This window comes from Mycobacterium sp. PS03-16, from assembly GCF_004570325.1.
GTDB lineage: Bacteria > Actinomycetota > Actinomycetes > Mycobacteriales > Mycobacteriaceae > Mycobacterium.
Window position 1 is genome coordinate 32,699 of sequence record NZ_SPQO01000007.1, and the last position, 24,833, is coordinate 57,531.

The following is a 24,833-nucleotide window of genomic DNA, read 5'->3' on the forward strand; positions in this document are numbered from 1 at the left end:
CGTCAGCGGCCCTTCCAGCGCGGGGCGCGCTTCTCCCGCCACGCGCTGATGCCTTCGGCGACGTCCTCGGTGGCGGCGGCCACCTTGCGCATCGTCTCGCCGAACCGGACGGCCTCGATCCAGCCCATCCGCGAGGAGCGCCAAGCCACCTCCTTGGTGGCGCGCTGTGCCAGCGGGGCGGCGGCGGTCAGCGTGCGGGCCCACGCCCGCGCCTCGGCCCGCAGATCGTCCGGTTCGACCAGCCGCCACACCAGCCCGATCTCCTTGGCACGCTGGGCCGTCATCGGCTGGCCGGTGAGCAGCAACTCCATGGCGTCGGCCCAGCGCACCCGCTCGGGCAGCCGGATCGCCCCGACGACGGTGGGCATGCCCAGCGCGACCTCCGGGAACGAGAACGTCGCCTCGGTGGAGGCGATGACGAAGTCGCAGAACAGGATTCCGGTCACACCGTAGCCCACGCACGGACCCTGTACGGCCGCGATCGTGGGTTTGAACAGTTCCATGCCGCTCTCGAACGAGTTGATGGTCGGCTTCTCCCAGAAGGTGCCGCCGAACGTGCCGACCGACCCCGCACCGTCCTTGAGGTCCCCGCCCGCGCAGAACACGGTGCCGTTGGCGGTCAGGATGCCGACCCAGGCGTCCTCGTCGTCACGGAACCGGTTCCACGCGGTGTTGAGTTCGTGGCGCAGTGCGCCGTTGATGGCGTTGCGGGCCTCCGGCCGGTTGAGGGTGATGGTGGCGATGTGGTCGTCCAACTCGTAGGTGACGAGGCTCATGGCTGCACCCTAGTGAGCACCCCCTTGCGGGAACCGCCGCCGCGGCCTACCGTCAGTCGGCGAACACGTTGTTCGGTGCCACCAAACAACGGATCACCTTCGACGAACGGATGTTCACCGAATGCCGGACGACGGCGACGTGGCGACCGGGGCGCGGCTGCGGCGGTTCCGCACAGCGCGGCAGATGACGCTGCGCGAGCTGGCCGGCCGGGCCGACGTCTCGCCCGGATTTCTCAGCCAGTTCGAACGTGGCCAGGTCAACGCCAGCGTGGGCAGCCTGCGCCGGCTGTCCGAGGCGCTCGGCGTGTCCCTGCCCGACCTGTTCGCCGACACCGACACCGACGGCCCCCGCATCCTGCGCAGGGCCGCCCGCCCGGAAATCCACGTCTCGGAGTCCAGCGCGAAATATCTGTTGTCGCAGAAGCCGCTACGCCACCTCGAGGTCTACGCCGCGGAGTTCGCGCCCGGGGCGGGCGCGGGCCCCGCCTACACGCACGGCGACGCCCAGGAGATTCTCGTCGTCATCGCCGGCAGCCCGACCCTCGACCTGGCCGGCACGCACTACCGCCTCGACGCCGGCGACAGCGCGGAATACCGCACCTCGGTCCCGCACACCGTCCACAACCACAGCGACACCCGGGCCGAGCTGCTCTGGATAGTGAGTCCCCCCACCGACTGAGGAGCGACACCATGTCCGACCACCAGCCCGGCGCTCTGGCAACGGATTTCATCAACGGCGGCGTCTCGTTCTGGTACCGCGCCATCGGCTGGCCGACGCGCCGCGCCGCACTGCCCGGTGACGTGGACGCCGACGTGTGCATCGTCGGGGCCGGGCTCACCGGCCTGTGGGCGGCGCACTATCTCAAACAGGCCCAGCCGCAGCTGCGCATCGTCATCGTCGAGCGTGAGTTCGCCGGCTTCGGCGCCTCGGGCCGCAACGGCGGGTGGCTGTCCGCGGAACTGGCCGGTTCGCGCGACGCCTACGCCGCCACCCACGGCCACCAGGGCGTGGTGGACCTGATGCGGGCGATGCAGGGCGCGGTCGACGAGGTGATCGCGGTCGCCGAGGCCGAGGACATCGACGCCGACATCGTCAAGGACGGCGTGCTGCACGTCGCGCGCAATCAGGCCCAACTCGGCCGGTTGCGGGAGTCGCTGGACTTCGAACGGCGTTGGGGGGCAGGGCCCGAGGACTTCGTGGTGCTCAGCCGCACCGAACTCGACGACCGGGTGCGGGTGCGAAACGCCCAGGGCGCGTTGTACAGCCCGCACTGTGCACGGGTGCAGCCGGCGAAGCTGGTGCAGGGGCTGGCGCGGGCGGTGGAGGCCGGCGGCGTGACGATCTACGAGCAGACCACGGTCACCGGCATCGCCCCGGGCCGGGCGGTGACCGACCGCGGCACGGTCCGGGCGCCGGTGGTCCTGCGCTGCCTCGAGGGGTTCACCGCGACCATCCCGGGCCAGCGGCGCAACTGGCTGCCGATGAACTCCTCGATGATCGTCACCGAGCCGCTACCCGACCAGGTCCACGACGAGATCGGTTGGCACCGAGCAGAACTGCTGGGCGATCTCGCACACGGGTACATGTACGCCCAGCGCACGGCCGACCACCGCATCGCGCTCGGCGGGCGCGGCATCCCATACCGGTTCGGGTCCCGCATCGACGATCGCGGTGCCACCCAGGAGTGGACGGTCAACGCGCTGATCACCCTGCTGCACGACATGTTCCCGGCGACACGCGACGTACCGGTCACCCACGCCTGGTGCGGGGTGCTGGGGGTGCCCCGGGACTGGACCGCGACCGTGGACTTCGACCCGGCGACCGGTCTCGGCACCGCGGGTGGCTACGTGGGCAGCGGGCTGACGACGACGAACCTGGCCGGACACACGCTGGCCGACCTGGTGTCGGGCCGGGACACCGCGCTGACCCGGCTGCCCTGGGTGGGGCGGCGGGTGCGCCGATGGGAACCCGAACCGTTGCGCTGGCTCGGTGTGCACGGCATGTACGCGATGTACCGCACCGCCGACCGGCGGGAGGCGGCGCGAAACCGCCCGGGCACAAGCAGGTTGGCGCGGATCGCCAACGTGATCGCGGGGCGCTGAAACCCGCGGTCAGCGCGCGGGCCCGTCGATCCCGACGCCGATGGTGATGTGCGGCGATGCCGCCGGATCCAGCCACTGCAGCACCCGCCGCATCTGGTCGCGATCGACGGCCACGCAGCCCCACGTCGGCTCGCCGTCGGTGACGTGCAGGAAGATGCCGGCCGACCGGCCGGGAACCCGCTGCGGGTTGTGGTCGATCAGCACCGCGTAGTCGTAGATCGGGCCGGAGTCGTAGAGGTTTTCGGCGTCCTCGGAGTCGATCTCGGCGGCGTGGACATGGGTGTTGTAGGTGCGGGAGTCGACGTCCTCGTCCCACCAGTCCTCGTCGGTCGCCTGAAAGTACGGCATCCTCGTGCCCGGGTTGGGCTGGCGGCCGAACGCCTGGCCGAGCGGGAACGTGCCGACGGGGGTGCGGAACACGTCGTCGGCGGGTGCGCCGACGCCGAGCGATCCGAGGTCGGCGCGCATCGGCCCCAGGATCGTGCGCCAGCCCGCGCCGTCGCGCTGATAGGCGGTCAGGGTCGCGGTCGGCGACTGGGCGTCGGGTGCGCTGACCACGATCATCTGCGACCCGGCCGGCGGCTGCCCGGCCGCGGGCGCGGCGCTCATGGTGGCGGCCAGCAGTGCCGCCAGCGACGTCACGCCGAGCCGACGCAGGCGTCCACCCGCCACGACACCTCCTCGAGCTTGGCCGCACGCAGGCGGTTCCGTCACAGCATAGGGACTGGTTACGTTGGGTGCATGAATCTCTCGGGCAGAACGGCATTGGTCACCGGCGCCAGCGGCGGCATCGGCGAGGAGTTCGCGGTCCGGCTGGCCGCCGCGGGCGTGAACCTGATCCTGGTGGCGCGGCGCACCGAGCGCCTCGAAGAGCTGCGCGGGCAGCTGCTGGCCCGCCATCCGGGCCGCGAGGTCGACGTGCTGACCGCCGACCTGGCCGTGCCCGGAGCCGCGGCCGAGGTGGCCGCGCAGATACGCACGCTGGGCCGGAAGGCCGACATCCTGGTCAACAACGCCGGCGTCGGATCCCACGGCCGGTTCGCCGAACAGGACCCCGCCGCCAACGCCGCCCAGATCCAGTTGAACTGCGTGGCGCTGGTCGAGCTCACCGGGCACCTGCTGCCCGCGATGGTCGCCGCCCGCCGGGGGATCGTCATCAACGTCGGCTCGACGGCGGGTTTCCAACCCGTCCCGAGCATGGCGGTCTACGGCGCGACGAAGGCGTTCGTGCTGTCGTTCAGCGAGGCGCTGTGGCAGGAGACGCGCGGGCAGGGCGTCAAGGTACTCACGCTGTGCCCCGGCGCCACCGAAACGGAGTTCTTCGACCGGACCGGGAAATCGTTCGCGACGCGGGGCAGGCAGACGTCGGCCGAGGTGGTCGACACCGCGCTCAAGGCGCTCGATCGGCCGTTCCCCACGGTGGTGTCGGGATTGCAGAACCGAATCCTGGCGCTGGGCTACCGGATCGCACCGCGGCCGGTGCTGGCAATGGTGTCCGAGCAGATGATGAGGGCGACCGGCCGGGTATGACGTGCGACGGGGATCACCCGACGCACGCCCTCCATCCGGACCGCGGTCCAGGTAGGTTCGGGCCATGACGCTCGGACCCCGTCTCGCCCCGCACGCACCCAGGATGCTCTCGATCTTCCGGATCGTGGTCGGCCTGCTGTTCACTCACCACGGCACGGCGAAACTCTTCGGCGTCCCGGGCTCTTCGGCGGTCGAGTTCGGCAGTTGGCCGGCCTGGTACGCCGGGGTCATCGAGGTGGTCACGGGCCTGCTGGTCACCATCGGGCTGTTCACGGCGCCGGCGGCGATCCTGGCCTCGGGCACCATGGCCGTGGCGTACTTCTGGCGGCACTTCCCCGAGAGCTTCTGGCCGATGGTCAACGGCGGCGAAACCCCCGTGCTGTTCTGCTTCGCGATGCTGCTGCTGGCGTTCACCGGACCCGGCGCCTGGGCGGTGCAGCGGCAGCGGACTGCCGCTGGCACCGCATCCACAAGCGTCTGACGGAGTCTCAGTCCTCCTTGCGGATCAGCCGGCCCAGTGCCTCGCGGTCGGCGCCGAGCAGTTCGGCGATCCGCTCCCGGTTCACCTCGGCCACGATGATCTCCCCGACCTCCTGGTACACGTCGCTGAAGATGCCGTGCGACTTCATCTTCTCGGTCTGGTACAGGTTGTCCTCGGTCGGCGTCACGTAGTAGACGGCGTCGGCCTTGAAGCGGTGCACCAGCCACAGGTGGATCAGCGTCATCAGCCGCTTCTGCCGTAGCTCCTCGGCGAACGTGTTCTGGTCGCGCACGGTGAGGATGCTGCGCCCGTAGCGGTCCTTGATGGGGTCGACGAGCACGTTGGCGAGCTTTTCCTCGCGGCCGTCGCGTTCGCCGAAGATGCCCAGTTCCAAGACTTCGCCGCCGGCGCGCAGCGGGCGCAGCTGCACACGCAGGGCCCCGTCGAGCGCGTAGTGCTCGCTCCACAGCGCCAGCCACTCCTCGAGCAGTTTCTTGGGCACCTCCGTCTGCACGAGGTGCTGGTGCTGGGTGGAGCCCTTACCCATCGCCTTGGTGGTCGCGGTCCGCCCGGAGGAGGCGAGCAGCGCGGCATCGCTGCGCGGCCCGCCGACCAGGGTTTGCGGCGTACGGTAGGGCGATTCGACCAGCCGCAGCTTGCGTTGCACCCGGGCCAGCGCGAGCATGCCGTCCTGACGCAGGGCGGTGGCGAACTCCTCGGCCGCCACACCGTCGATCTGGTGGCCGCCGTAGGTGATGAAGTTGAAGACGAAGCCCATCTTGCCGAGTTCGAGAGGGAAGGCCCGCATCTCGTCGTCGGTCATGCCGGTGGTGTCCCAGTTGAACGACGGCGACAGGTTGTAGGCCAGCATCTTGTCGGGGAATTCGGCGTGGATGGCCTCGGCGAACTGCCGGGCGTCGGCAAGGTCGGCGGTCTTGGTCTCCATCCACAGGATGTCGGCGAAGGGCGCCGCCGCGAGCTGTTTGGCGATCGCGTAGGGGATTCCGCCGCGCAGCTGGTAGTAGCCCTCGGGCGTCTTGGCCAGTTCGCAGTCCCAGGCCACCTCGACACCGAGTTCGCGGGCCTTCTGGCCGGCGCTGTACAGGGAGGCCCGCTCGGCGAACGTCCGCCACTCGTCGGCGCTCATGGCCAGCGCCTCCCCGTCGCCCTCGGCGAACGCGATCCGGTCGGCGACGGCCTCACCGTAGGTCTTGAGGCCGGCGTCCTCCTCCCACGCCGCGACGAACTGCGATTCGACATCGTCGTAGAGCGCATCGTTGCTCGGGTCGCCGTCGGCGCGCCACGCCGCGGCGGCCCGGGCGATCACGTCGCCGATCCCGTTGCGCTGCAACCAGGCTCGCGCCGCGTCGTACTCGCCTTCGGGCAGCCAGTACAGGAGATGACCGTTGAGGTCGGTGACCCCGGCGTCGTAGAAGCTGCGCATCATGGCCAGGAAGCACGACTTGTAGGACGGGATGGCGAGGTTGGTGGCGCCGAGCAGGAACGGCTGGTCGCGTTCGTCGGCGCGGCTGTCGATCAGGTTCGCGGCCTCGGCGTCGGTGCGCGCGACGATGATGCCCGGCACCCCCATCACGTCGAGCTGGAAGCGCGCCGCGTTGAGCCGCTTGATCTGCTCGTCGGACGGCACCAGCACCTTGCCGCCCTGGTGGCCGCACTTCTTGGTGCCGGGGCGCTGGTCTTCGATGTGGTAGCCCGGCACCCCGGCCTCGACGAAGCGCCGGATCAGGTTGCGCACGTGCGGATCGCCGCCGTGACCGGTGTCGGCGTCGGCGATGATGAACGGCCGGAAGTCGTGGACCGGGGTGGCAGCACGCTGTGCGTCGTCCATCCGCAGCCGCAGATAGTGCTGGTTGCGGTCGGCGGTGAGCAGCGCCCGCACCAGCCCGGCGGCCTCGTCGGGCACCTGGCTGAGCGGATAGCTGGCCAGGTCGGGCCCGGGGTCCTCGCTGGTGGACCCTTTCGCCGACGTGGCCCAGCCACCGAGGTAGATGCCCTCGATGCCCATTCGCTTCATCGTCACGGCCTGGCCCGGGGAGTAGGGTCCGAAGGTCGTGATGCTGCGGCCCTCGGCGAACAGCTCGCGCAGCCGGGGGTGGAACGCCTGCGCCGCCTCCCGCGCGACGGTGTGGTCGACGGGGATGGTGCCGCGCTGCTCGACGACCTGCCGGGCGGTGTAGAGGCGGGTGATGCCCGTGAACCGCGGCGAGTCGAAGTATCGCTGGGTGTCGGCGACCTCCTTCTCGAACGAGGTCGTGACTTCGGACTGGGCGTCGATGGTGGTCATGGTGCCGACGATAGGACGATGGTGGCGACGCGACGGCCGATTCGGCGAGTCGCCACAGCCTCGATGTCGTGCCCGGCACATCAGGCGCCGTCAGTATCCTGCTGGGCGATGGAGCACGATCGGACAGAGGGCACCGCGGCGCTGCGCCGCGGGTTGCGGATGGCACTGCGCGGACGGCGCGACCCGGCACCCGTCGCGGGTCGGCGCTTCCGCGGCGCCGAGGGCCGCGGGGATATGCACACCCGCAAGGTCCTCGATCTGACCATCCGGCTCGCCGAGGTGATGCTGTCGTCGGGGTCGGGCACCGCGGACGTCGTCGCGACCGCCCGCGACGTCGCGCAGGCCTACCAGCTCAGCGACTGCGTCGTCGACATCACGTTCACCACGATCATCGTGTCGGCGATGCCGAGCCCGGACAGCGCGCCGGTGACGATCGTGCGGTCGGTGCACACGCGTACGACCGACTACTCGCGCCTGGCCGCGCTGGACCGGCTGGTGCAGCGGATCACCGTGGGCGGTGTCACCGTCGATCAGGCCCACGAGGAGATGGACGAGATCACCGAGCGGCCGCATCCCTACCCGCGGTGGCTCGCGACGGCAGGCTGGGCCGGTTTCGCGCTCGGTATCGCCATGCTGCTCGGCGGCGGCTGGCTGACGTGCATTCTGGCCGCGGTGACGTCGGCGGTGATCGACCGGGTGGGCCGGCTGCTGGCCCGGATCGGCACGCCGTTCTTCTTCTATCAGGTGACCGGCGCGGCGATCGCGACGCTGGTCGCGGTCGCGGCGTATCTGTTCGCCGGGCAGGGACCGACGGCCCTGGTGGCCACCGGCATCGTGATGCTGCTGTCAGGTCTGACACTGGTCGGCGCGATGCAGGACGCGGTGACCGGCTACATGCTCACCGCGGTGGCCCGCCTCGGCGAGGCGCTGTTTCTGACCGCGGGCATCGTGGTGGGCATCGTCGCCGGCCTGCAGGTCGCGACCATCGCGGGGGTCGCGATCGAACTCCATGTCGACGCCACCGAGATGTTCATCATCCCCAACCGGCCGTGGGAGATCGCGCTCGCGGTCGTCGGAGCGGGCCTGGCCGGCGCGTGCCTGACCATCGCGAGCTACGCGCCGTGGCGGTCGGTGATCACCGCCGGGGTGGCCGCCGGCCTCGCCGAGTGGGTGCTGATCGGGCTCGGCAGCGCGGGGGTCGGCCAGGTCGTCGCCACCGGGGCCGCCGCACTGGGCGTCGGGTTCCTGGCCACGTTGATCTCGATCCGCCGCCAGTCACCCGCGCTGGTCACCGCGACCGCGGGCATCATGCCGATGCTGCCCGGCCTCGCGGTGTTCCGCGCGGTCTTCTACTTCGCCGTCGACGGCAACTATCAGGACGGTCTGGCGCAGATGCTCTCGGCGACCGCGGTGGCGCTGGCGCTGGGCAGCGGCGTGGTGCTCGGCGAGTTCCTCGGCTCACCGCTGCGCTACCGCGCCGGGCGTATCGGCGAGCTGATCCGCATCGAGGGACCGCCCGGGCTGCGCCGCGCCGTCGGACAGGTGGTCGCGCTGCAGCCGTCCGAACCGGCGGACGCCACCGGCGGCGGCCGCCGGTCCCGCAGCGTCGCGCTCGAACCGGCGCGCGACGACACCGACCCCGCGTCGGACCGCGACGGGTCCACGGCGGACGACGACACCACGCGCTGACACCGCCCGGGTCATCGCGGCGCGGGGGCGGGGCCCGGCTGACAGGTCGGGCACCACCAGGTGCGGCGCCGTTCCGGGTCGTTGACGACCTCGGCCACCACCTGCACCGTCGTCCCGCACCGCAGACATGGCCGGCCCGCCCGGCCGGCGACCCAGTGCTGCTCACCTTTGCGGCGCACCCCGGTGGTCACCTGCATCGCGCCGGGCACGGTGGCGGAGTGCCGCAGGGCGCGGGCGCCGAGACGGAGCAGGGCACCGACGTCGACGGCCCCGACCGGCGTCCACGGACTGTGCCCGCGCAGGAAGCACAGTTCATTGGCCCACAGGTTGCCGAATCCCGCGACGCACCGCTGGTCGAGCAACGCCGCCACCAGTGGCCGGTCCGGCTGCGCCGCGATGCGCCGCGCGGCCTCGTCGGGGTCCCAGTCGGTGCGCAGCGGGTCGGGTCCGAGGTGCCCGACGACGTCGCGTTCGTCGCGGGTGCGCAGCAGCTCGACCACCGGCAGCCGCACCCCGTAAGCGGCCGGTCCGGCGGTGCGCAGCACCACCCGAACGTCGGGGAGGACCGCGGGCGGAAGCCACCGGCCCTGCTCGGACACGGTCCAGGAGCCGGACATCCGCAGGTGGGTGTGCAGGGTGAGCTCGTCGGACAGGCGCGTCAGGAGATGCTTACCGTGGGTGACGTGCTCGAGTACGGTGTGGCCGGCGAGGTCGGCGGTGGCGTGGGCGGGCACCCGGAGTTGCCCGTGGGTCAGCACCCGGTCGCGCAGCGCGGCATCGAGCCGGCGGGCCAGCGCGTAGACGGTGTCACCTTCGGGCACGCCCCCGATGATTCCCGTTGCGCGCGGTCTACGCCTCCAGCCGGGCGCGGATGCGGGTCAGCCGCTCCTGCAGGTCACGTTCGTCGATGAGGCCGCGGATCAGCAGCGAGTGCGCCAACGACACGAGTTGACTCTCGGGATAGGGCAGCCCCGCGTAGACGGTGGCCGACAGCTGGTCCTCCTCGTCGCGGCGCTGCTTGAAGTCCAGCCCCTCGGCCCGCCCGCAGCCGCCGTGGTCGAGTGCGTCGCACAACCCGTCGAGGCTCGTCTTCCACGGCGGCACCGGGTTCACCACCCCGTATTTCTCCGCCATCCGCGGCCACACCTGGTTGCGTTCGACGATGCGCTCGAGGGCTTCGATCCGGCGGCCGTCGACCGGGCCGCGCTCCGCGGTGCTCATCTAGTCACCGATCGGGTGGACGGCCGGGCGGGTGTCGGTGATGACGTTGGTGGTGACCCCGGCTCTCGGCAGCGCCACCCCGATCAGGCAGTCCCGCGTGACGATCTCGGTCAACTGGTCCTCGGTCCAGCCGTCGGTGCCCTCCGGGCGCATCGGCATGACCATGAAGCGGTGCTTCTGGTTGGAGTCCTGCACCCGGACCTCGACGTCGTCGGGCAGGTACAGGCCGAATTCGGCGAGCACCTGGCGAGGCCAGCGCACCATCCGGCGCCGGTAGTTCGGGGTGCGGTACCACTCCGGGGAGTTGCCGAGGATGGGCCGCGGGTAGCAGGAGCACAGCGCACACACGATCACGTGGTGGACGGTCGGTGTGTCGGCGAGGATCTGGAACGCGGTGAAGTCGCTCGGGGTGCCGAACCCGGTCGGCTCCAGCCAGTCGACGCCGACTTCCTTGCTCGCCGCCATCGGCTCGGTGAGGGCGAGCTGTTCGAAGTCGGGATCCAGCCACGCCCGGGCGACGAGCCGGGCCGCAGGGGTGGGCCCGATCTGCTCGGCGAACTCGGTGAAGCGACGGTGTTCCTCAGCGGTGAAGATGCCCTTCTCGATGCACAATTCGCGCAGCGCGATCTCGAGCACCTCGAAGTCGGTGATCTCGTCGACCATGGGTTTGACGGTGCGGTCGTGGTCGTGGTCGTGGGCCATGTGCCGTCCTCCTCGGCTAGGTCGCCGGCTCGAGCCAGCGCTCGGGCAGTTCGGTGCGCAGAGTGTCCGCCGGCGTCCCCGTGTAGCCGTGCCAGAGCTGGCTCTGGTTGAACTCGACGACGTAGAACCACTCGGGGGCGGCATCGGGCAGGTCCCAGGTCTCGTCCTCCGCCGCGGGACTCTCGTAGGCCACCTCGGCGATCGTGCCGGTGGCGCCGCGGCAGTATTCGGGGGTGCGGGTGTAGAAGACGACGGGAAGTTCACGCACCCGCACGGCGTCGCCGACGGCGAAGCGAGGCGCACCGGCCAGGCCGGCGTACACCTGGGGGTCGCCCTTGCCGACGGCGTGCCGGTGATGTTCGTTGCGCTTGACCTGTGCGCCGTCCCCCTCGAACCTGGGCTGCGCCTGGGGTTTCCGGCCGTCGAGGCCGTCGGGGTAGCGCGCTTTCACCTCGGCCATGCGTTCAGCGAGTTCGGTGAGCCCGATGTGGTGCTTCTCCACCAGCACGCGGGCGACCGCGAGCAGCCAGCGGCCGTAGTAGGGCAGGCCCAGATACTGTGCCCGCCCCACGTCCACGTTGCCGATCCGGCGCCGCTCCTCAGACAGCCAGATGCCGCGCGCACCCAGCACCTCGCAGATGACGTAGGTCGCTTCCTCCCACTGTTCGTACTGCTTGTTCTCGTACGTCATCGGCGCGTCGGGTTCACCCCCGACGTCGTGCACCGGCTTGAGGTACGCGGTGATCCGCGCGTGGTCGAGCTGATCGGGAGTCGGTGCATCCGGCAGTTCCGGATACGCCGACTTGAGGCGGGCGACCAGGTCGAGTTGCGAGGCACGCTGCGCGGCCGTACCCATCGGCGCTCCCTTCGTGGTGCGGACGCACTACCGAGACGCCCGAGATTATTCGCTGTGGCCGGTCGCCACACGTGGCGGATCGGCTTTCTGGAATCGATCCGATCATCACGCGGACCTCGAACAGGCCGCATCCCCGCGGGGCGCGACCATGCAGGCGGCCGTCGAAGCGGTTGTGTCACAACAAATATCAATTCTCACGCGGCACTCCGGTCGGCCCGGTCGGACACAGGGTGCCCTCTGATGGCTGTGGGTCACCATCGCCCGCGGTGGTCGGCGCCGCCCTTCGGCACTGCGCCGGCGAGTTGTCTGAACACCCGGTGGCGAGCGCGCGAACGGACGGTCGCGGCCGGTCGGGGCCGGTTTGAGCCGCCGGCCCGCGGAAACCCTCGACCCATGGGTCGTACCGTTCGCACCGTCGCCGCCGCCGCCGCTTCGACACTGGTCGCCGCGGCGGCCCGGGACGTCTTCCAACGCAAACACGCACTGCTGCGCAATTTCCCGGTGATCGGGCGTGCCCGGTACCTGATCGAGGCGATCGGACCGGAGTTGCGCCAGTACATCGTCGCCGCCAACGACGAGGAGCGCCCGTTCACCCGCGATCAGCGGCGCTGGGTGTACGCCTCGTCGAAGAAGGAGAACAACTACTTCGGCTTTGGCACCGACAACAACATCGAGTACACGGCCGGGTACCCCGTGATCAAACACCGCACGTTCGCCCGCACCGTTCCGCCGTCGGCGCCGACCGCCGGCCACGACGTCGAGGTGCCGTGCGCGAAGGTCATCGGCGCCGCGCGCGGGCGGGCCAAGGCGTTCCGGCCGCCGTCGGTGGTCAACATCTCCGCGATGAGTTTCGGTTCGTTGTCCGCGAACGCGATAGAGGCGCTCAACCGCGGCGCCGCGCTGGCCGGATGCCTGCACAACACCGGCGAGGGCGGTATCTCCCGCTACCACCGCCACGGCGGTGACCTGATCTTCCAGATCGGCACCGCGTACTTCGGCTGCCGCGACGAACACGGGCGGTTCGACCTCGCCAAGCTCAAGGACCTGGTGGCCGGCGCCCCGGTGCGGGCGCTGGAGATCAAGCTGAGCCAGGGCGCCAAGCCCAGCCTCGGCGGACTGCTGCCCGCGGCCAAGGTGTCCGCCGAGATCGCCGCCACCCGCGGCATTCCCGAAGGGCGCGACTGCGTCAGCCCGTCCCGGCACGCCGAGTTCTCCGACACCGACAGCCTGCTCGACTGGGTGGAACTGCTGGCCGCCGAGACGGGGCTGCCGGTCGGCATCAAAGCCGCAGTCGGCGACCTGGATTTCTGGTACGAGCTCACCGATCTCATGCGCGACTCCGGCCGGGGCGTGGACTTCGTGACCATCGACGGCGGGGAGGGCGGGACCGGCGCCGCGCCGCTGATCTTCACCGACAGCGTGTCGTTGCCGTTCCAACTCGGTTTCTCGCAGGTCTACCGCATCTTCGCCGACCGGGGGCTGCACGAGCAGGTCACCTTCGTCGGCGCCGGCAAGCTCGGCCTGCCCGACAACGCGGTGGTCGCGTTCGCGCTCGGCTGCGACATGGTCAACGTCGGACGAGAGGCGATGCTGGCGATCGGCTGCATCCAGGCCCAGAAGTGCCACACCGACACGTGCCCGACCGGCGTCGCCACCCAGAACGCCTGGCTGGCACGCGGGCTGGTGCCCGAGCTCAAGGCGGAGCGGGCCGCCCACTACATCAAGACGTTGCGCCGGGACCTGGTCAAGGTGGCCGAGGCCTGCGGCGTCGAGCATCCCGGGTTGATCGGCACCGACGCGGTGGACATCCTCACCGGTCGGACCGCCACCACACCGCTGCACGACGTCTACGGCTACGCACCCGGTATGGGCTTGCCGTCGCCCGCCGACCGGGAGGCGATCATCGGGTTGATGGCCGGGCGCACGCGGCAGGGCGATTCGGCGCCGCCGTCGCCCTCGGCGGTGGGCTGACCGGCCGGCTCAGCAGCCGAGTTCGGTGATCGCAGTGACGACGATGTGCGTCGCGGACGACACGGTGACGCCGTACGGCTGCAGCTCGTCGAGGACGATGTCGACGATGTCCGAGGCCGGGACGCCGCTGCGCGTCGCCTGACACACCGCGTGACCGGCCGACAGCAGCTGATCCTCGGTCAGAAACGCCAGCGTCTCCCGCAGTTCGAGGTACCCGGCCTCGTCGGCGGATGCCGACGGGGCCAACCCGAGTGCCGCGGCCGAGACCAGTCCGGCGACGGCGAATGAGCGGTACATCGGGGACCTCCGTGGTGTGACTCGACGTCGTTTCATGATCATTGTCCACCCCGTCAGTTCCCGGTGTCCCGGCGGCAGGCCCGTACCGGGGAACCGCGCGTGCGCCCCGCAGGCGCGCAACCGGATACAGTGGTTTCAATGGTTACCTTCGGTGAGCCCCGCGCGCGATCACCTTGGCAGGACGCGCATTTCATCGGTGGCCACCCCATCCTCGACCTGACCAACACGGTGTTCGACCGATTGCATCCCGCCGAGGACAACGACCTGCTGCGGTCACCCGCGGAGGTGGTGGCCTGGTGCCTGTCGGTGGGGTTGTTCGCGACCGCGCCGACGCTCACCCCGGCCGCCGAGCGGGCACTGGTGGCCGACGTGCGCGCGGTGCGTGAGCACGCGGCCGCGGTGTTCGGCGCGGTGGCCGGCGGCACCGCGGTGCCATCCGGGGCGCTGGGCGCGCTGCTCGAGCGGGCCGGCGCCGGGGCGCGCGGCGCCCGCATCGACTGGACCGGGCCCGGCCCCGGGGAATGGGAGGCCGATTGGGCCGCACCGGGGGCGATCCCCGCCGCGCTCTCCCTGATGGCGGTGCAGGCGCTGTTCACGCTGCCCCCGGACCGCGTCCGGGCCTGCGGCCGGTGCGGTTGGTTGTTCCTCGACTCGTCGCGGGGCGGTCGCCGACGGTGGTGCAGCATGAGCACCTGCGGCAACCGGGAGAAGGTGACCCGCCACCGCCGCGCCGACTCCGCCGGCGCCTGAGCCCGCCTCAGGCCGGTCGGAGGCGGCGCCGCATGACCGGGCGGTCGTCCCGCGGGCGCGCCACCTCATGGAAGCCGGCGCCGCGGAATGCGCTGGCGATACCGGTCATCGCGGTGTCGGCGCCGGCGCGCCGGCCTTCGCGCGGTTCGACCGGGTACCCCTCGGCGATCGGGTGACCGCGGCCGGCGGCATAGCGGCAGACCGCGTCGAGGACCGCCGGCAGCAACCCCGCCCCGCGGTGCGCGCGGTGCACGAACAGGCAGGCGATCGCGCAGACCGGTTCGTCGTCGATCGGTGCCAGCAGCGGTGAGCGCGCCATCCGGGGGAAGTCCTCGCGCGGTCCGAGTGAGCACCACGCGACCGCCTCAGACCCGCGGTAGATCACCACGCCGGGGGAAGCGTCGTCGCGCCGCGCCAATTTCCGCATCGCCCGCCGGTTTCCGTCGCCCCTGCCCTCGGCCCATTCGGCGAACGACAGGCGCCAGTGCATACACCAGCATCCGCGTGCCCCGCCGTTGTCGCCGAGGACGTCGACGAAGTCCTCCCAGGTGGCGTCCGACAACGGACGAGCGGTCAGCGTCTGCACCTTCTCCGTGGCCATCGCGCCCTCCTTCCGCAGTGCGGCGCGCGTCCACATGCAGAGTAACCGTTCAACATTCTTTTAACAGTTACAGCCGGGAGGGGATGCCGCGGCGCGGGTGGCTCACATCCGGCCGGCGCGCCACCGGTCCAGCATGCGGCGGTCGCGTTTGGTGGGCCGTCCGGCCCCGCGGTCGCGCACGGCGACCGGAATGGCCGTCACTCGTGGTGGCGGGGGAGTGCGGTCGAGGTAGCACGTCGCCGCGTCGGGCGCGCCGACGCGTTTGTGGATGATCCGCACCACCTGCACGATGCGCGTCGTGTCACCGAGGTGGGCCCGCACCTCGTCGCCGGGCGACACCATCGACGACGGTTTCGCCGGCCGGTCGTTGATCCGCACGTGCCCGCCCCGGCATGCCGACGCCGCGTCGGGACGCGTCTTGGTCAGCCGTACCGACCACAGCCAGCGATCGATTCTCGTCGACTCCACACCGTCCATGATGAACCCGCTCAGCCCGGCCACCGGGACGCGAGTGCCGCGGGCGTCCAGTCCGGCCAGGTGGGAGAGCCGACGATGAAGCCCCCGGCGAGTTGGGCAACGATCCGCGGTCCCCGGACGGCGCTGTTGTCGTAGAACGTCGCCGAATCCGCGCGCACCGCGGCCACCGCGACGTGATCCCACAGCCGCCGGTAGCGGTCGCGGATCTTCTGTTCGGGGACATCGTGGCCGCCGGCCGCGACCCGGTGGCGCACGCGCTGGACCGCGAGGGGTTCGGGGATCAGCACCGTGTGCAGCACGACGGTGTAGCCGGCCGCGTGCGCGGCGTCGATGAGGTCGAGTTTCGACGGGTGCGAGAACACGGTCTCGGCGATGAACGACGCGCCGCGATCCAACAGGGCCGCCCTGGTGGCCGCGGCGATCCGGGCGGCGTCGTAAGAGTGTCCGGCAGGGTCAGCCGGCCAGCGGTGTCTGGCGATCTCGTCGGCGTTGACCACCGCGCTGCCGGGCAGCAGTGGAGTCAGGGTGAGTTCGATGAACGTGGACTTGCCCGCGCCGTTGGGTCCGACGATGAGATCGAGCCGGTTCACCGCTGGTGTCGGCGGCTCGCGTCAGCGCCCGCCGTGTTCACGCGCGGTGGTCGAGCACGGCGGTGCTGCCGTCGGGGCGGTACTGCACCAGCTCTCCGTCGTCGCCGAGCGCGACGGTGGTGACGCCGCGGGCGGCCAAGCTCGCGCCGTAATCGGTGCGCGCGAGGCTGTCCTCGATGGCCGCGGAGATCTCGGCGTTGAACACCACGCCTTCCTCGGCGCTCAGGTCGCGCAGGGGAGTGGCACCCGCCAGGGCCGCCTCCACCCTGCGGCGGGCGGCGCTGTGCTGGCTGGACACGGCGCGTCCGACGCGGGCCCAGTGGTCGAGTTGCTGTTTGGCCGAGCGGCTCTGGCGCGCGCCCTCGGCGGCCGCACTGTCCATCAGATCCGCGGCGAACCGGGTGACCCGGTCGGCGGCGGCCTCAGCCATGACGAACCTCCCTGTAGCAGTGTGAAACCAGCGTAGCAGACTGCTACAGGTAGTGGTCGATTCAGTTGGCGGCGTCGAGGATCTTGATTGCGAACACCAGCGAGTCACCCGGCTCGATACCCGCGGCGGGCTGGCCCTCGGGGTAGCCGTCGGCCGGCACCATGGCGACGGCGACGGTGGAGCCGACGTTCTGGCCGGCGATGGCCTTCTGGAAGCCCGGCACGACGCCGTCGAGCGGGAAGTCCACCGGGGCGCCGCGTTCATAGCTGCTGTCGAACACCGAGCCGTCCCGGCCGTTGACACCCATGTAGCAGACCAGCACGGTCGCGGTGTCGGACACGACCGGGCCGTTCCCGGGCTGCAGCGTCTGCACCTGCGTCTCGGTCACGCTGAACGGTGCCTCGACGGTGATCAGCGGCGCGGCCTCCTCGGTCGAGCCGGTCACCGCGACGTTTCCGGTCGTGCCGGGCAGCGTCCACTCCGGTGCGGCGTCGGCCGCCGGGGCGGCCGTCGGGCACGACATGGCCGCCGCCTCCGTCGTCGCCGGAGCGGTCTGGGACGGCGACGGGGAGGTGGTCGCCTCCAGCGCCGACGACGTCGTGGTCGCGGGAGCTTCTTCATCGGAGCCGCACGCGGTGAGCGTCATGGCCACCGACGCGGCCCCGAGGACGAGCGCGACCGAGGAGGGCAGGCGAGAGATGTTCACGGCCGTCACGCTACCGGCGGCCCCACTGCGCCTCGCGGTTCCCGGGATCGGTACGTGCCCGGACCGGAACCATGTAGTCTCGGATCAGTTTGCTGTGCAGGGTCGGCGCACACGACGGCCGACCGTCTGAACTTCTTCGGGGGCGAGCACGATGACGGCCGCGCTACCGCCGCGATGGCGGGTGCGAGCGAACCACTATGAGTGGATCAGTGAGTACCTGTCCGCCCGCGGCATGACCACCTCCGTGCGACTGATGATGGCGCTCATCGCCGCGTCGCTGACCGCGTGCCTGCTCGCCTTGCTGCGCTTCGACGGTCCGGTCGGTGCGCTCCCGGTCGCGATGATGTGGGCCGCCGTCGCCTGCGGAGTCGCCGGCGTGGCGCTGTGGACGTGGCGCTGGCCGTCGCACGCGCAATCGCTGGCCTTTGCGGTGGTCTCCAACGCGGCCATCGCGCTGGCGTGTCTGGCGTATCCGGATCCGCAGGGCGCGCTGACGGGCTGCATCTCGTTCGCCACCATCGCCGCATACATCGCGTTCTTCCACTCGACGGTGCTGGTGCTCTACAACTTCGTGGTCGCGACGGCCGTCGGCGTGGTCGCCGCCTTGCGGCTGGCGTGGGAGGGGCACACCGCCCTGGCCGCCGTCGATCTGTTGCTGGTGGTGCAGATCAACATCGCGATGCCGGTCGCCATCCACGTCATCGTCCGCTCGCTGGGCATCGACCTGGTGGAAGCCGACCGCGACTCACTGACCGGCTTGCTCAATCGGCGGGCGTTCGACCAGCAGGCGTCGAAGATGGTGGGCAGTCGGACCACCGGTGGCCACCTGATCGTGGCGTTGGTCGACCTGGACAAGTTCAAGCAGATCAACGACACCTACGGCCACCAGGCCGGCGACGAGGCCCTCATCGCGGTGGCCCGCGCGCTGCGCCACGCGATGGTCGGGGTCCCCACCGTGATCGGCCGGTGCGGCGGCGAGGAGTTCGTGGTCGCCGCGGTGTACCCGACCAGTGATCCGACGTCGATCGCGGCGCGGATCTGCGAGGAGATCGCCGCGCTGCCGCAGTCCGTCACCGCCAGCGTCGGAACCGCGGGGATGGCGGTGGGCCCCGCGATCCGCGACCGCGCCGGACTCCACAGCCTGGCCCGGCTGGTGCGGGCCGCCGACGCGGCGATGTACCGGGCCAAACGCGCGGGCGGCAATCGGCACGAGCACCACACCGAGCCGCCGTCCAGGCATGCGATCAACTCGGTGCCGTCGCTGCCCAAGAGCTGACCCGGGCTCAGTAGTGCCAGCCGGCCGGTACGCACCGGAAGGCGTCGGCGGCGGCGGCCACCTTGCAGACCGACGGGAACGGCAGGTGGGTGGCCACCAGCGACTCACCGGTCGCGGCGAGCTCGCGCAGCAGCTGCACCCGGACCCGCACCGACTCGTCCGGATCATGCTCGAACCCGTTGTGCCACCCGGGATTGTCGAAACCGGGCTCGAACACCGCGTCACCCGCGAACGTCAGCCGGTCACCGCCGGACGCCAGCCGCACGATGCTGTGCCCGGGGGTGTGACCGCCGGTGCGGGCGATGAGCACTCCGGGCGCCGGCTCGTACTCGGTCTCGAAGGTCCGCAGCCGACCGCGGTATTCGTCGAGGAACCGCGACGCGATCGAGCGCAGCGCGTCGGGTACCGGCGCGGGCATGTCGGTATGGGAGAAGTCAGGCGACTCCCAGAATTCGGCCTCGGCGGCGGCGACGTGGACGCGCAGGTCGGGACGCAGCCGATCCTGTAGTCCTGCGGTGAGTAGTCCACCGACGTGGTCCATGTGCAGATGGGTCAGCACCACGTCGGTCACGGCGGCGGGATCGATGCCTGCGGCCTCCAGGCGGTGGGCGGTCTGCCCGGCCCTGGGGAAGTCAGGGAACTCCACGCCCAGCCCTGCGTCCACCAGGATCGTCTGGTCGCCGCTGCGCACCACGACCACGTTCAGCGGCCAGTCCAGGACGTCGTGCGGCAGGAACCGGTCGTCGAGCCAATGGCTGAACTCGGCGGCGTCGGCATTGGTCGCCATCGTCCTGGCGGTGATGGGAAGTACGCCGTCACTGATCACCAGCACCTCGATGTCGCCGACCTGCACCGCGTAACGCGAGGGGACCAGTTCATCGTGGCGGGGCCTACCGGCGGGGTTCTCGTCGACAATGCTCATGTTCGTTCTCCTCCTGAGCGACCGGACGACAGGCGGAATCGACCTGTCTTCCGCGTGGAACTCGCTCCGGCGGCCGGACTCATCCCGGCTGGTGGGCCGGCTCGGATCAGCCGTTGCCGCAGACAGGCGTCAGGTGCACCGTGGCGTTGCCGCCGCCGCGCTTGGCCGCGAACATCGCTTCGTCGGCGCGTTCGATGACGGTGTCGAGAAGCGCCACGGGGTCTACTCCCGGAGCGGTGAAGCCGGCGACGGGCACGCAGGTGACGCCGACGCTGGCGGTGACCGCATGGGGTGCGGGCGCGGCGATGGCTTCCCGGACCCGGTCGAATTCCCGCGCCGGGTCGCGGCCCGGCCCGGGGGCGACATCGACGATCACGAACTCCTCACCGCCGATGCGGGCCACCAGGGCCGTGCCTCGCACCGCGGTCATGATCCGGCGTGCGCTGCGGACCAGCACGTCGTCGCCCACGGTGTGGCCAAAGGTGTCGTTCACGTCTTTGAAGCGGTCCAGATCGACGACCATCACCGTCACCTCGGCATCCGCGGTGGCGGCGTCGCGCACCAACTCCTCGATGTGCAGGTGCAGACCGCGCCGGTTGAGCAACCCGGTCAGCGGATCGGTGACCGACACGTTCGCGTCGTTGCGCATGGCCCAGATACCGAGCTGGACACCCAGTGGTGTCGCGACGACCGGCGCCACCGCGGCCAGCGTGCTGGCCGTGAACGTCAGCGCGTCGAAGCCCGCAGCGGCCCCGGCCTGTACGGCGAACCCGGTGGTCGCCAGCAGTATCCAGAGCGCATGGGCGGCCATCACTTTGGGACCGTCGAAGAACATCAGGTACACCGAGATCATCGCGAATGCGTTGAAGCCGAACAGGCCCAGCAGCCACGACGCGTCCACCACGGCCACCGCGGCGATTCCGATGTCGGCGGAGACGACGAACGCCAGTGAGGTGCGCCGCGACGGCCACGGCCGGGTGCACCACGCCCATGCCCACCCGAACTGCAACGCGGCGAACAGCGCGACCACCACGCGCGAGGCCGGAGTGTCGGCGAACGGCAGCAGGATCGCCAGCGAGAGCACCGCGTTCAAACCGGTGCCCAGACCGATCAGCGTCTTGATCGCCCCGGACATCGCCCGTTTGGCGAAGTACTGCACCTGCCCGGCGTAGTCGACCGGCTCCTGCCACCACGCGCGGATGAACCGGCTGAACACCACGACGCTGCCCGAAGTCGCCGGCAACCCGCACCCCCGTCAACCGTCCGCACCGACCCGCCCTACCGCCGTGCGGGCAAACAAAATCTGAATAGTAGTCGGTTCAATCGCGGACCGGCACCGCACGAGTTCACCGCAGCGAGGGGGCAGATTCCCCTGGCGCGGCGGCCGTGGTGCGGCGGATGACGAGTTCCGGGGCGAAGACCGGGTGCGACGGTGCGCGGTCCGTCCGGTCGGCGGCGGCGACCAGGAGGTCGACGGCCGTCGCCCCGATGAGCGCGGTGGGCTGGCGAATCGAGGACAGGGGCACCACCGCGGACTGGGCGAAATCGATGTCGTCGTAGCCGATCAGCGCGATGTCGTCGGGGACCCGCAGCGCACCGAGCATGGTGAACGCCTGCAGGGCGCCGATGGCGACGAGGTCGTTGGCGCAGAACACCCCGTCGGGACGCTTGCCGGCGGGCCGCCGATGCAGCTGTTCTCCGACGGTACGTCCGGCCAGCACGCTCAGCGTCGGCGTCTCGATCACCTCGAGTCGCGCGCCGGACACCGCGTCGACGGCCTGTTGTGCGCCGCGCAGCCGGTCGGTCACCTGGCGCAGACCCCGAGGCCCGCCGACGAACGCGATATGGCGCCGCCCACTGTCGAGCAGGTGGCGGGTGGCCAGCCGACCGCCGGCCACATCGTCGACGGCCACGGAGTCGAACACCGTTCCCGCGCCGTCGCGGTCCACGAGCACCACCGGGGTGCCGCGCCGTCGCAGCGCGGCGAGGCGATCCAGGTTCTCGCCGAGGGGTGACACCATCAGCCCGAACACCCGCTGCTCGGTGAAGATGTCGACGTAAGCCTGCTCCTTGGCGTCGTCGCCGTCGGAGGTGCCCAGCAGCACCGTCAGCTGGTGCACGGCCGCCTGCTGTTCGGCGGCACGGGCGATGTCGGTGAAAAACGGGTTGCCGATGTCGAGCACCACCAGACCGGCACACCGCGACCGTCCCGCCCGCAACTGCCGCGCGGCGTCGTTGCGGACGAACCCGAGCCGGTCGATGGCGTCGTGTACGCGGGCCACGGTGGCGGGGGAGACCTTCTCCGGGGCGTTGAGCACGTTGGAGACGGTGCCGAGGGATACCGACGCCGCGTTGGCGACGTCACGCATGCTCACGGCCATACGTCCATCACACCAGATCGGCGTAGTCTTCAGCGCCGGGCACGCGGGGCCAGTCGCTCGAACTGGGTGACGTGGCCAGGTTCCAGTTCGTCGAGGGAGGCCACGCCGAGCAGGCGCATGGTGCGCGTGATCTGCTCACGCAGGATCGCGATGGCGCGGTCGACGCCGGCCTCACCGCCGGCCATCAGGCCGTACAGGTAGGCACGCCCGACGAGGGTGAACCGGGCACCGAGTGCGATGGAGGCCACGATGTCGGCCCCGGACATGATGCCGGTGTCGAGCATGATCTCGGTGCGGTCGCCGACCGCGGCGGCGACGCCGGGGAGGAGGTGGAACGGGATCGGGGCCCGATCGAGTTGACGCCCACCGTGATTGGACAGCACCAGGCCGTCGACGCCCAGGTCGGTCACCGCGATCGCGTCCTCGACCGTCTGGATGCCCTTGACCACGAGCTTGCCCGGCCACTGGGCTTTGATCCAGGCCAGATCCTCGAATGTGACGGCGGGATCGAACATCGTGTCGAGCAATTCGGCGACGGTGCCCGACCACCGGTCCAGCGACGCGAACGCGAGCGGTTCGGTGGTCAGGAAGTCGATCCACCACTGCGGGCGGGGAACCGCGTTGAGCACCGTCTTCGCGGTCAGGGCGGGCGGGATCGACATGCCGTTGCGTTTGTCGCGCAGGCGCGCTCCGGCCACCGGCACGTCGACGGTCACCAGCATCGTGTCGAATCCTGCGTTCGCGGCGCGGTCGACCAGCGCCATCGACCGGTCGCGGTCTTTCCACATGTACAGCTGGAACCAGTTGCGCCCGTGCCGGTTCACGGACTTGACGTCTTCGATCGATGCGGTGCCCATGGTCGAGAGCGAGAACGGAATGCCGGCGCGGCCTGCCGCGCGGGCGCCGGCGTACTCGCCTTCGGTCTGCATCATCCGGGTGAAGCCGGTCGGCGCGATCCCGAACGGCAGTTCGGACCGGCCGCCGAGGACCGTGCAACTGGTATCCACCTTCGACACGTCGCGCAGGATGGCCGGATGGAACTCGATGTCGCAGAATGCCTGTCGCGCCCGCGCGAGGGACAGTTCGGCCTCGGCGGAGCCGTCGGTGTAGTCGAAGGCCGCCCGCGGGGTGCGGCGTTTCGCGATGGCGCGCAGGTCCTCGATGGTCAACGCCCGGTTGAGCCGCCGGGTGCGGGCGTTGAGCTCGGGCTTCCTGAACTGCATCAGGGGCGCGAGATCGCGGACGCGGGGGACGCGACGTTTCACGATGTGGCCTTTCCCGCTCCCACCGGAGGGATTCCGGTGCGGGCTGCGGTGGTCGACGTTCGGGGGAGGTACCGCTGAGCCGGAAAGCTCGCGCCGACACGGTGGCGCAGGGCTTCGAGATCACCGGTGATCAGGTGGTGGGCGCGCGCGGTGACCAGGACGTTGCCCAGGGCGGTGGCCTCGACGGGCCCGGCCAGCACGGGCAGGCCGAGCCGGTCTGCGGTGAGCTGGCACAGCAGCCGGTTCTGCGAGCCGCCGCCGACGAGGTGGACCGTGCGCACCGGTACGCCGGACAGTTCGGCGGCCTGACGTACCTTGTCGGCGAAGGCAGCAGCCAGGCTCTCCACGATGACGCGGACGAGTTCGGGGTGCGTCGTCGGTACCCGCAGACCGCGTTCGTCGTACCACGCGCGGATCCGGCCCGGCATGTCACCGGGCGGGGCGAAGCGGGCATCGGCGGTGTCGAAGACATCGAGCCCCGTGGGTACCTCGGCGGCCTGAGCGAGCAGTTCGGACAGGTCCGCACGCTCGCCGTCGCGCTCGAACTGGCGGATCGTCTCGCTGAGCAGCCACAGGCCCATGACGTTGTGGAGATACCGGATGCGGCCGTCCGCGCCCACCTCGTTGGTGAAGTTGGCGCGCCGGCCGGCCTCGCTCAGGACGGGCTGCGGGAGCTCGACGCCGACCAGACCCCAGGTGCCGCACGAGATGTAGGCCGCCGACGTGGGATCCATCGGGACGGCGACCACCGCCGACGCCGTGTCGTGCGATGCGGTGGTGGTCACCGAGACCGCCGTGTCGAGCCCGAGGGTGCCGGCGAGGTCGGGCAGCACGGGACCCAGCACGGTTCCGGGGTCGACGACCGGGGGGAAGAGACCCGACGGCACGCCCAGCACGTCGCACAGCTCGCTGTCCCAGTGCCCGCCGGTGTGCAACAGCCCGGTGGTCGACGCGTTGGTGCGTTCGGTGGCCAGGCGACCGGTGAGCCAGTACCCGATGAGATCGGGGATCAGCAGTGCGCGGTCGGCCACCGTGAGGCGATCCTCCGCGGCGAGCTGGTAGACCGTGGTGAAGGGCAGGTACTGCAATCCATTGCGGCGGTAGAGGTCCGCGTGGCCGATCCGGTCGTGGACGGCGGCGGCGCCCTGCTCACAGCGGACGTCGCGGTAGTGGTGCGGCAACCCGAGCAGCGCCCCGTCGCGGAGCAGCCCGTAGTCGACGGCCCAGGAGTCCACCGCGACGGCCACCAGATCCTCCGCGCGCCGGGCGGCCTCGGCCAGCCCCGCGCACGCCGCCCGGAACAGACCCGGAGCATCGGTGTGCATGGCGGTGCGGTGGCCGTTCCACAGGTAGACCGGCTCGTTCGGGAACCGGGCTACCTGCTCGACGGCGATGCGCTCCCCGGTGATGTCGGCGAGCATGACGCGGCCGCTGGTCGCACCGAGATCGATCGCGGCGACCTGGCTCATCGGTTCAATCTCCTCGCGCAAGCGCTCATCGGTGC

26 protein-coding genes are annotated in these 24,833 nt (G+C 70.8%); 8 read left to right on the plus strand and 18 right to left on the minus strand.

Annotated elements, in window-relative coordinates:
• Positions 1-2 precede the first annotated feature (2 nt).
• On the minus strand, positions 3-776 hold the full coding sequence (locus tag E4P42_RS08060) for an enoyl-CoA hydratase/isomerase family protein (RefSeq protein WP_135124858.1): 774 nt from the start codon (positions 774-776) through the stop codon (positions 3-5).
• Between the two features lie 121 nt (positions 777-897).
• On the opposite strand from E4P42_RS08060, the gene E4P42_RS08065 reads away from it, so the two are divergent.
• Both E4P42_RS08065 and E4P42_RS08070 read left to right on the plus strand, forming a co-directional pair.
• On the plus strand, positions 898-1,455 hold the full coding sequence (locus E4P42_RS08065; protein WP_135124860.1) for a helix-turn-helix domain-containing protein: 558 nt from the start codon (positions 898-900) through the stop codon (positions 1,453-1,455).
• A gap of 11 nt (positions 1,456-1,466) precedes the next feature.
• Positions 1,467-2,879, plus strand: coding sequence for an FAD-binding oxidoreductase (locus E4P42_RS08070; RefSeq protein WP_135124862.1), 1,413 nt, complete (start codon positions 1,467-1,469; stop codon positions 2,877-2,879).
• Between the two features lie 9 nt (positions 2,880-2,888).
• On the opposite strand, the gene E4P42_RS08075 is transcribed toward E4P42_RS08070, so the two are convergent.
• On the minus strand, positions 2,889-3,551 hold the full coding sequence (locus E4P42_RS08075; protein ID WP_371287001.1) for a L,D-transpeptidase: 663 nt from the start codon (positions 3,549-3,551) through the stop codon (positions 2,889-2,891).
• A 69-nt stretch (positions 3,552-3,620) separates the two neighbouring features.
• Between E4P42_RS08075 and E4P42_RS08080 the strand changes: the two genes are divergently transcribed.
• On the plus strand, positions 3,621-4,409 hold the full coding sequence (locus E4P42_RS08080) for an SDR family oxidoreductase (protein ID WP_135124864.1): 789 nt from the start codon (positions 3,621-3,623) through the stop codon (positions 4,407-4,409).
• A gap of 64 nt (positions 4,410-4,473) precedes the next feature.
• The gene (locus E4P42_RS08085; protein ID WP_209305726.1) at positions 4,474-4,890 is read left to right on the plus strand and encodes a DoxX family protein; all 417 of its coding nucleotides are present in this window, start codon (positions 4,474-4,476) and stop codon (positions 4,888-4,890) included.
• A gap of 7 nt (positions 4,891-4,897) precedes the next feature.
• Here E4P42_RS08085 and aceA read toward each other — a convergent pair whose 3' ends face one another.
• Complete coding sequence (gene aceA / locus E4P42_RS08090) at positions 4,898-7,195, minus strand: isocitrate lyase ICL2 (RefSeq protein ID WP_135124866.1); 2,298 nt, start codon at positions 7,193-7,195, stop codon at positions 4,898-4,900.
• A 108-nt stretch (positions 7,196-7,303) separates the two neighbouring features.
• Between aceA and E4P42_RS08095 the strand changes: the two genes are divergently transcribed.
• The gene (locus tag E4P42_RS08095; protein ID WP_135124868.1) at positions 7,304-8,884 is read left to right on the plus strand and encodes a threonine/serine exporter ThrE family protein; all 1,581 of its coding nucleotides are present in this window, start codon (positions 7,304-7,306) and stop codon (positions 8,882-8,884) included.
• An 11-nt stretch (positions 8,885-8,895) separates the two neighbouring features.
• Here E4P42_RS08095 and E4P42_RS08100 read toward each other — a convergent pair whose 3' ends face one another.
• Genes E4P42_RS08100 through E4P42_RS08115 form a run of 4 tightly spaced genes read right to left on the minus strand, consistent with a single transcriptional unit; the run spans position 8,896 to position 11,663 of the window.
• Complete coding sequence (locus E4P42_RS08100) at positions 8,896-9,705, minus strand: DNA-formamidopyrimidine glycosylase family protein (RefSeq protein ID WP_135124870.1); 810 nt, start codon at positions 9,703-9,705, stop codon at positions 8,896-8,898.
• A 28-nt stretch (positions 9,706-9,733) separates the two neighbouring features.
• A complete protein-coding gene (locus E4P42_RS08105; protein ID WP_135124872.1) occupies positions 9,734-10,105 on the minus strand; it encodes a thiocyanate hydrolase in 372 nt (123 codons plus the stop codon).
• Positions 10,106-10,807: a thiocyanate hydrolase subunit gamma gene (gene scnC / locus E4P42_RS08110; protein WP_135124874.1), complete on the minus strand. Its 702-nt coding sequence runs from the start codon at positions 10,805-10,807 to the stop codon at positions 10,106-10,108.
• Between the two features lie 16 nt (positions 10,808-10,823).
• Positions 10,824-11,663, minus strand: a complete 840-nt coding sequence (locus E4P42_RS08115) for an SH3-like domain-containing protein (protein WP_135124876.1) — start codon at positions 11,661-11,663, stop codon at positions 10,824-10,826.
• Positions 11,664-12,056: 393 nt separating this feature from the next.
• On the opposite strand from E4P42_RS08115, the gene E4P42_RS08120 reads away from it, so the two are divergent.
• Positions 12,057-13,634: an FMN-binding glutamate synthase family protein gene (locus E4P42_RS08120; protein WP_135124878.1), complete on the plus strand. Its 1,578-nt coding sequence runs from the start codon at positions 12,057-12,059 to the stop codon at positions 13,632-13,634.
• A 9-nt stretch (positions 13,635-13,643) separates the two neighbouring features.
• On the opposite strand, the gene E4P42_RS08125 is transcribed toward E4P42_RS08120, so the two are convergent.
• A complete protein-coding gene (locus E4P42_RS08125; RefSeq protein ID WP_167759400.1) occupies positions 13,644-13,931 on the minus strand; it encodes a DUF732 domain-containing protein in 288 nt (95 codons plus the stop codon).
• Positions 13,932-14,069: 138 nt separating this feature from the next.
• Between E4P42_RS08125 and E4P42_RS08130 the strand changes: the two genes are divergently transcribed.
• The gene (locus E4P42_RS08130; RefSeq protein ID WP_135124883.1) at positions 14,070-14,681 is read left to right on the plus strand and encodes an ABATE domain-containing protein; all 612 of its coding nucleotides are present in this window, start codon (positions 14,070-14,072) and stop codon (positions 14,679-14,681) included.
• A gap of 7 nt (positions 14,682-14,688) precedes the next feature.
• Here E4P42_RS08130 and E4P42_RS08135 read toward each other — a convergent pair whose 3' ends face one another.
• From E4P42_RS08135 to E4P42_RS08155, 5 genes are all read right to left on the minus strand, one after another.
• Complete coding sequence (locus E4P42_RS08135; RefSeq protein ID WP_135124885.1) at positions 14,689-15,282, minus strand: GNAT family N-acetyltransferase; 594 nt, start codon at positions 15,280-15,282, stop codon at positions 14,689-14,691.
• 102 nt (positions 15,283-15,384) lie between these two features.
• Positions 15,385-15,759: an RNA-binding S4 domain-containing protein gene (locus tag E4P42_RS08140; protein ID WP_135125241.1), complete on the minus strand. Its 375-nt coding sequence runs from the start codon at positions 15,757-15,759 to the stop codon at positions 15,385-15,387.
• 11 nt (positions 15,760-15,770) lie between these two features.
• Positions 15,771-16,349, minus strand: coding sequence for a zeta toxin family protein (locus E4P42_RS08145; RefSeq protein WP_135124887.1), 579 nt, complete (start codon positions 16,347-16,349; stop codon positions 15,771-15,773).
• 37 nt (positions 16,350-16,386) lie between these two features.
• Positions 16,387-16,779 carry a hypothetical protein gene (locus E4P42_RS08150; RefSeq protein WP_135124889.1) on the minus strand — a complete coding sequence of 131 codons (393 nt, stop codon included), beginning with the start codon at positions 16,777-16,779 and terminating at the stop codon, positions 16,387-16,389.
• A gap of 61 nt (positions 16,780-16,840) precedes the next feature.
• The gene (locus E4P42_RS08155; RefSeq protein ID WP_371287002.1) at positions 16,841-17,485 is read right to left on the minus strand and encodes an FKBP-type peptidyl-prolyl cis-trans isomerase; all 645 of its coding nucleotides are present in this window, start codon (positions 17,483-17,485) and stop codon (positions 16,841-16,843) included.
• A gap of 232 nt (positions 17,486-17,717) precedes the next feature.
• Here E4P42_RS08155 and E4P42_RS08160 point away from each other — a divergent pair, with 232 nt between their 5' ends.
• A complete protein-coding gene (locus E4P42_RS08160; RefSeq protein ID WP_245233936.1) occupies positions 17,718-18,761 on the plus strand; it encodes a diguanylate cyclase in 1,044 nt (347 codons plus the stop codon).
• Between the two features lie 7 nt (positions 18,762-18,768).
• On the opposite strand, the gene E4P42_RS08165 is transcribed toward E4P42_RS08160, so the two are convergent.
• From E4P42_RS08165 to E4P42_RS08185, 5 genes are all read right to left on the minus strand, one after another.
• Positions 18,769-19,683 (minus strand): MBL fold metallo-hydrolase, encoded by a 915-nt coding sequence (locus E4P42_RS08165; RefSeq protein WP_135124893.1) that lies wholly within the window; start codon positions 19,681-19,683, stop codon positions 18,769-18,771.
• A gap of 106 nt (positions 19,684-19,789) precedes the next feature.
• Positions 19,790-20,926 (minus strand): GGDEF domain-containing protein, encoded by a 1,137-nt coding sequence (locus E4P42_RS08170; RefSeq protein WP_245233937.1) that lies wholly within the window; start codon positions 20,924-20,926, stop codon positions 19,790-19,792.
• 103 nt (positions 20,927-21,029) lie between these two features.
• A complete protein-coding gene (locus E4P42_RS08175; RefSeq protein WP_135124895.1) occupies positions 21,030-22,064 on the minus strand; it encodes a LacI family DNA-binding transcriptional regulator in 1,035 nt (344 codons plus the stop codon).
• A 29-nt stretch (positions 22,065-22,093) separates the two neighbouring features.
• On the minus strand, positions 22,094-23,287 hold the full coding sequence (locus E4P42_RS08180) for an alpha-hydroxy acid oxidase (RefSeq protein WP_245233938.1): 1,194 nt from the start codon (positions 23,285-23,287) through the stop codon (positions 22,094-22,096).
• A 38-nt stretch (positions 23,288-23,325) separates the two neighbouring features.
• Positions 23,326-24,798 carry a rhamnulokinase family protein gene (locus E4P42_RS08185; protein WP_135124899.1) on the minus strand — a complete coding sequence of 491 codons (1,473 nt, stop codon included), beginning with the start codon at positions 24,796-24,798 and terminating at the stop codon, positions 23,326-23,328.
• Positions 24,799-24,833 lie beyond the last annotated feature (35 nt).

What these genes read in the sequence shown, in the direction of transcription:
- E4P42_RS08060 (WP_135124858.1), bottom strand. Translation starts at nt 776, where the DNA reads ATGAGCCTCGTCACCTACGAGTTGGACGACCACATCGCCACCATCACC.
- E4P42_RS08065 (WP_135124860.1), top strand. Translation starts at nt 898, where the DNA reads ATGCCGGACGACGGCGACGTGGCGACCGGGGCGCGGCTGCGGCGGTTC.
- E4P42_RS08070 (WP_135124862.1), top strand. Translation starts at nt 1,467, where the DNA reads ATGTCCGACCACCAGCCCGGCGCTCTGGCAACGGATTTCATCAACGGC.
- E4P42_RS08080 (WP_135124864.1), top strand. Translation starts at nt 3,621, where the DNA reads ATGAATCTCTCGGGCAGAACGGCATTGGTCACCGGCGCCAGCGGCGGC.
- E4P42_RS08085 (WP_209305726.1), top strand. Translation starts at nt 4,474, where the DNA reads ATGACGCTCGGACCCCGTCTCGCCCCGCACGCACCCAGGATGCTCTCG.
- aceA (WP_135124866.1), bottom strand. Translation starts at nt 7,195, where the DNA reads ATGACCACCATCGACGCCCAGTCCGAAGTCACGACCTCGTTCGAGAAG.
- E4P42_RS08095 (WP_135124868.1), top strand. Translation starts at nt 7,304, where the DNA reads ATGGAGCACGATCGGACAGAGGGCACCGCGGCGCTGCGCCGCGGGTTG.
- E4P42_RS08105 (WP_135124872.1), bottom strand. Translation starts at nt 10,105, where the DNA reads ATGAGCACCGCGGAGCGCGGCCCGGTCGACGGCCGCCGGATCGAAGCC.
- scnC (WP_135124874.1), bottom strand. Translation starts at nt 10,807, where the DNA reads ATGGCCCACGACCACGACCACGACCGCACCGTCAAACCCATGGTCGAC.
- E4P42_RS08115 (WP_135124876.1), bottom strand. Translation starts at nt 11,663, where the DNA reads ATGGGTACGGCCGCGCAGCGTGCCTCGCAACTCGACCTGGTCGCCCGC.
- E4P42_RS08120 (WP_135124878.1), top strand. Translation starts at nt 12,057, where the DNA reads ATGGGTCGTACCGTTCGCACCGTCGCCGCCGCCGCCGCTTCGACACTG.
- E4P42_RS08125 (WP_167759400.1), bottom strand. Translation starts at nt 13,931, where the DNA reads ATGTACCGCTCATTCGCCGTCGCCGGACTGGTCTCGGCCGCGGCACTC.
- E4P42_RS08130 (WP_135124883.1), top strand. Translation starts at nt 14,070, where the DNA reads ATGGTTACCTTCGGTGAGCCCCGCGCGCGATCACCTTGGCAGGACGCG.
- E4P42_RS08135 (WP_135124885.1), bottom strand. Translation starts at nt 15,282, where the DNA reads ATGGCCACGGAGAAGGTGCAGACGCTGACCGCTCGTCCGTTGTCGGAC.
- E4P42_RS08140 (WP_135125241.1), bottom strand. Translation starts at nt 15,759, where the DNA reads ATGGACGGTGTGGAGTCGACGAGAATCGATCGCTGGCTGTGGTCGGTA.
- E4P42_RS08150 (WP_135124889.1), bottom strand. Translation starts at nt 16,779, where the DNA reads ATGGCTGAGGCCGCCGCCGACCGGGTCACCCGGTTCGCCGCGGATCTG.
- E4P42_RS08160 (WP_245233936.1), top strand. Translation starts at nt 17,718, where the DNA reads ATGACCACCTCCGTGCGACTGATGATGGCGCTCATCGCCGCGTCGCTG.
- E4P42_RS08165 (WP_135124893.1), bottom strand. Translation starts at nt 19,683, where the DNA reads ATGAGCATTGTCGACGAGAACCCCGCCGGTAGGCCCCGCCACGATGAA.
- E4P42_RS08175 (WP_135124895.1), bottom strand. Translation starts at nt 22,064, where the DNA reads ATGGCCGTGAGCATGCGTGACGTCGCCAACGCGGCGTCGGTATCCCTC.
- E4P42_RS08180 (WP_245233938.1), bottom strand. Translation starts at nt 23,287, where the DNA reads ATGCAGTTCAGGAAGCCCGAGCTCAACGCCCGCACCCGGCGGCTCAAC.
- E4P42_RS08185 (WP_135124899.1), bottom strand. Translation starts at nt 24,798, where the DNA reads ATGAGCCAGGTCGCCGCGATCGATCTCGGTGCGACCAGCGGCCGCGTC.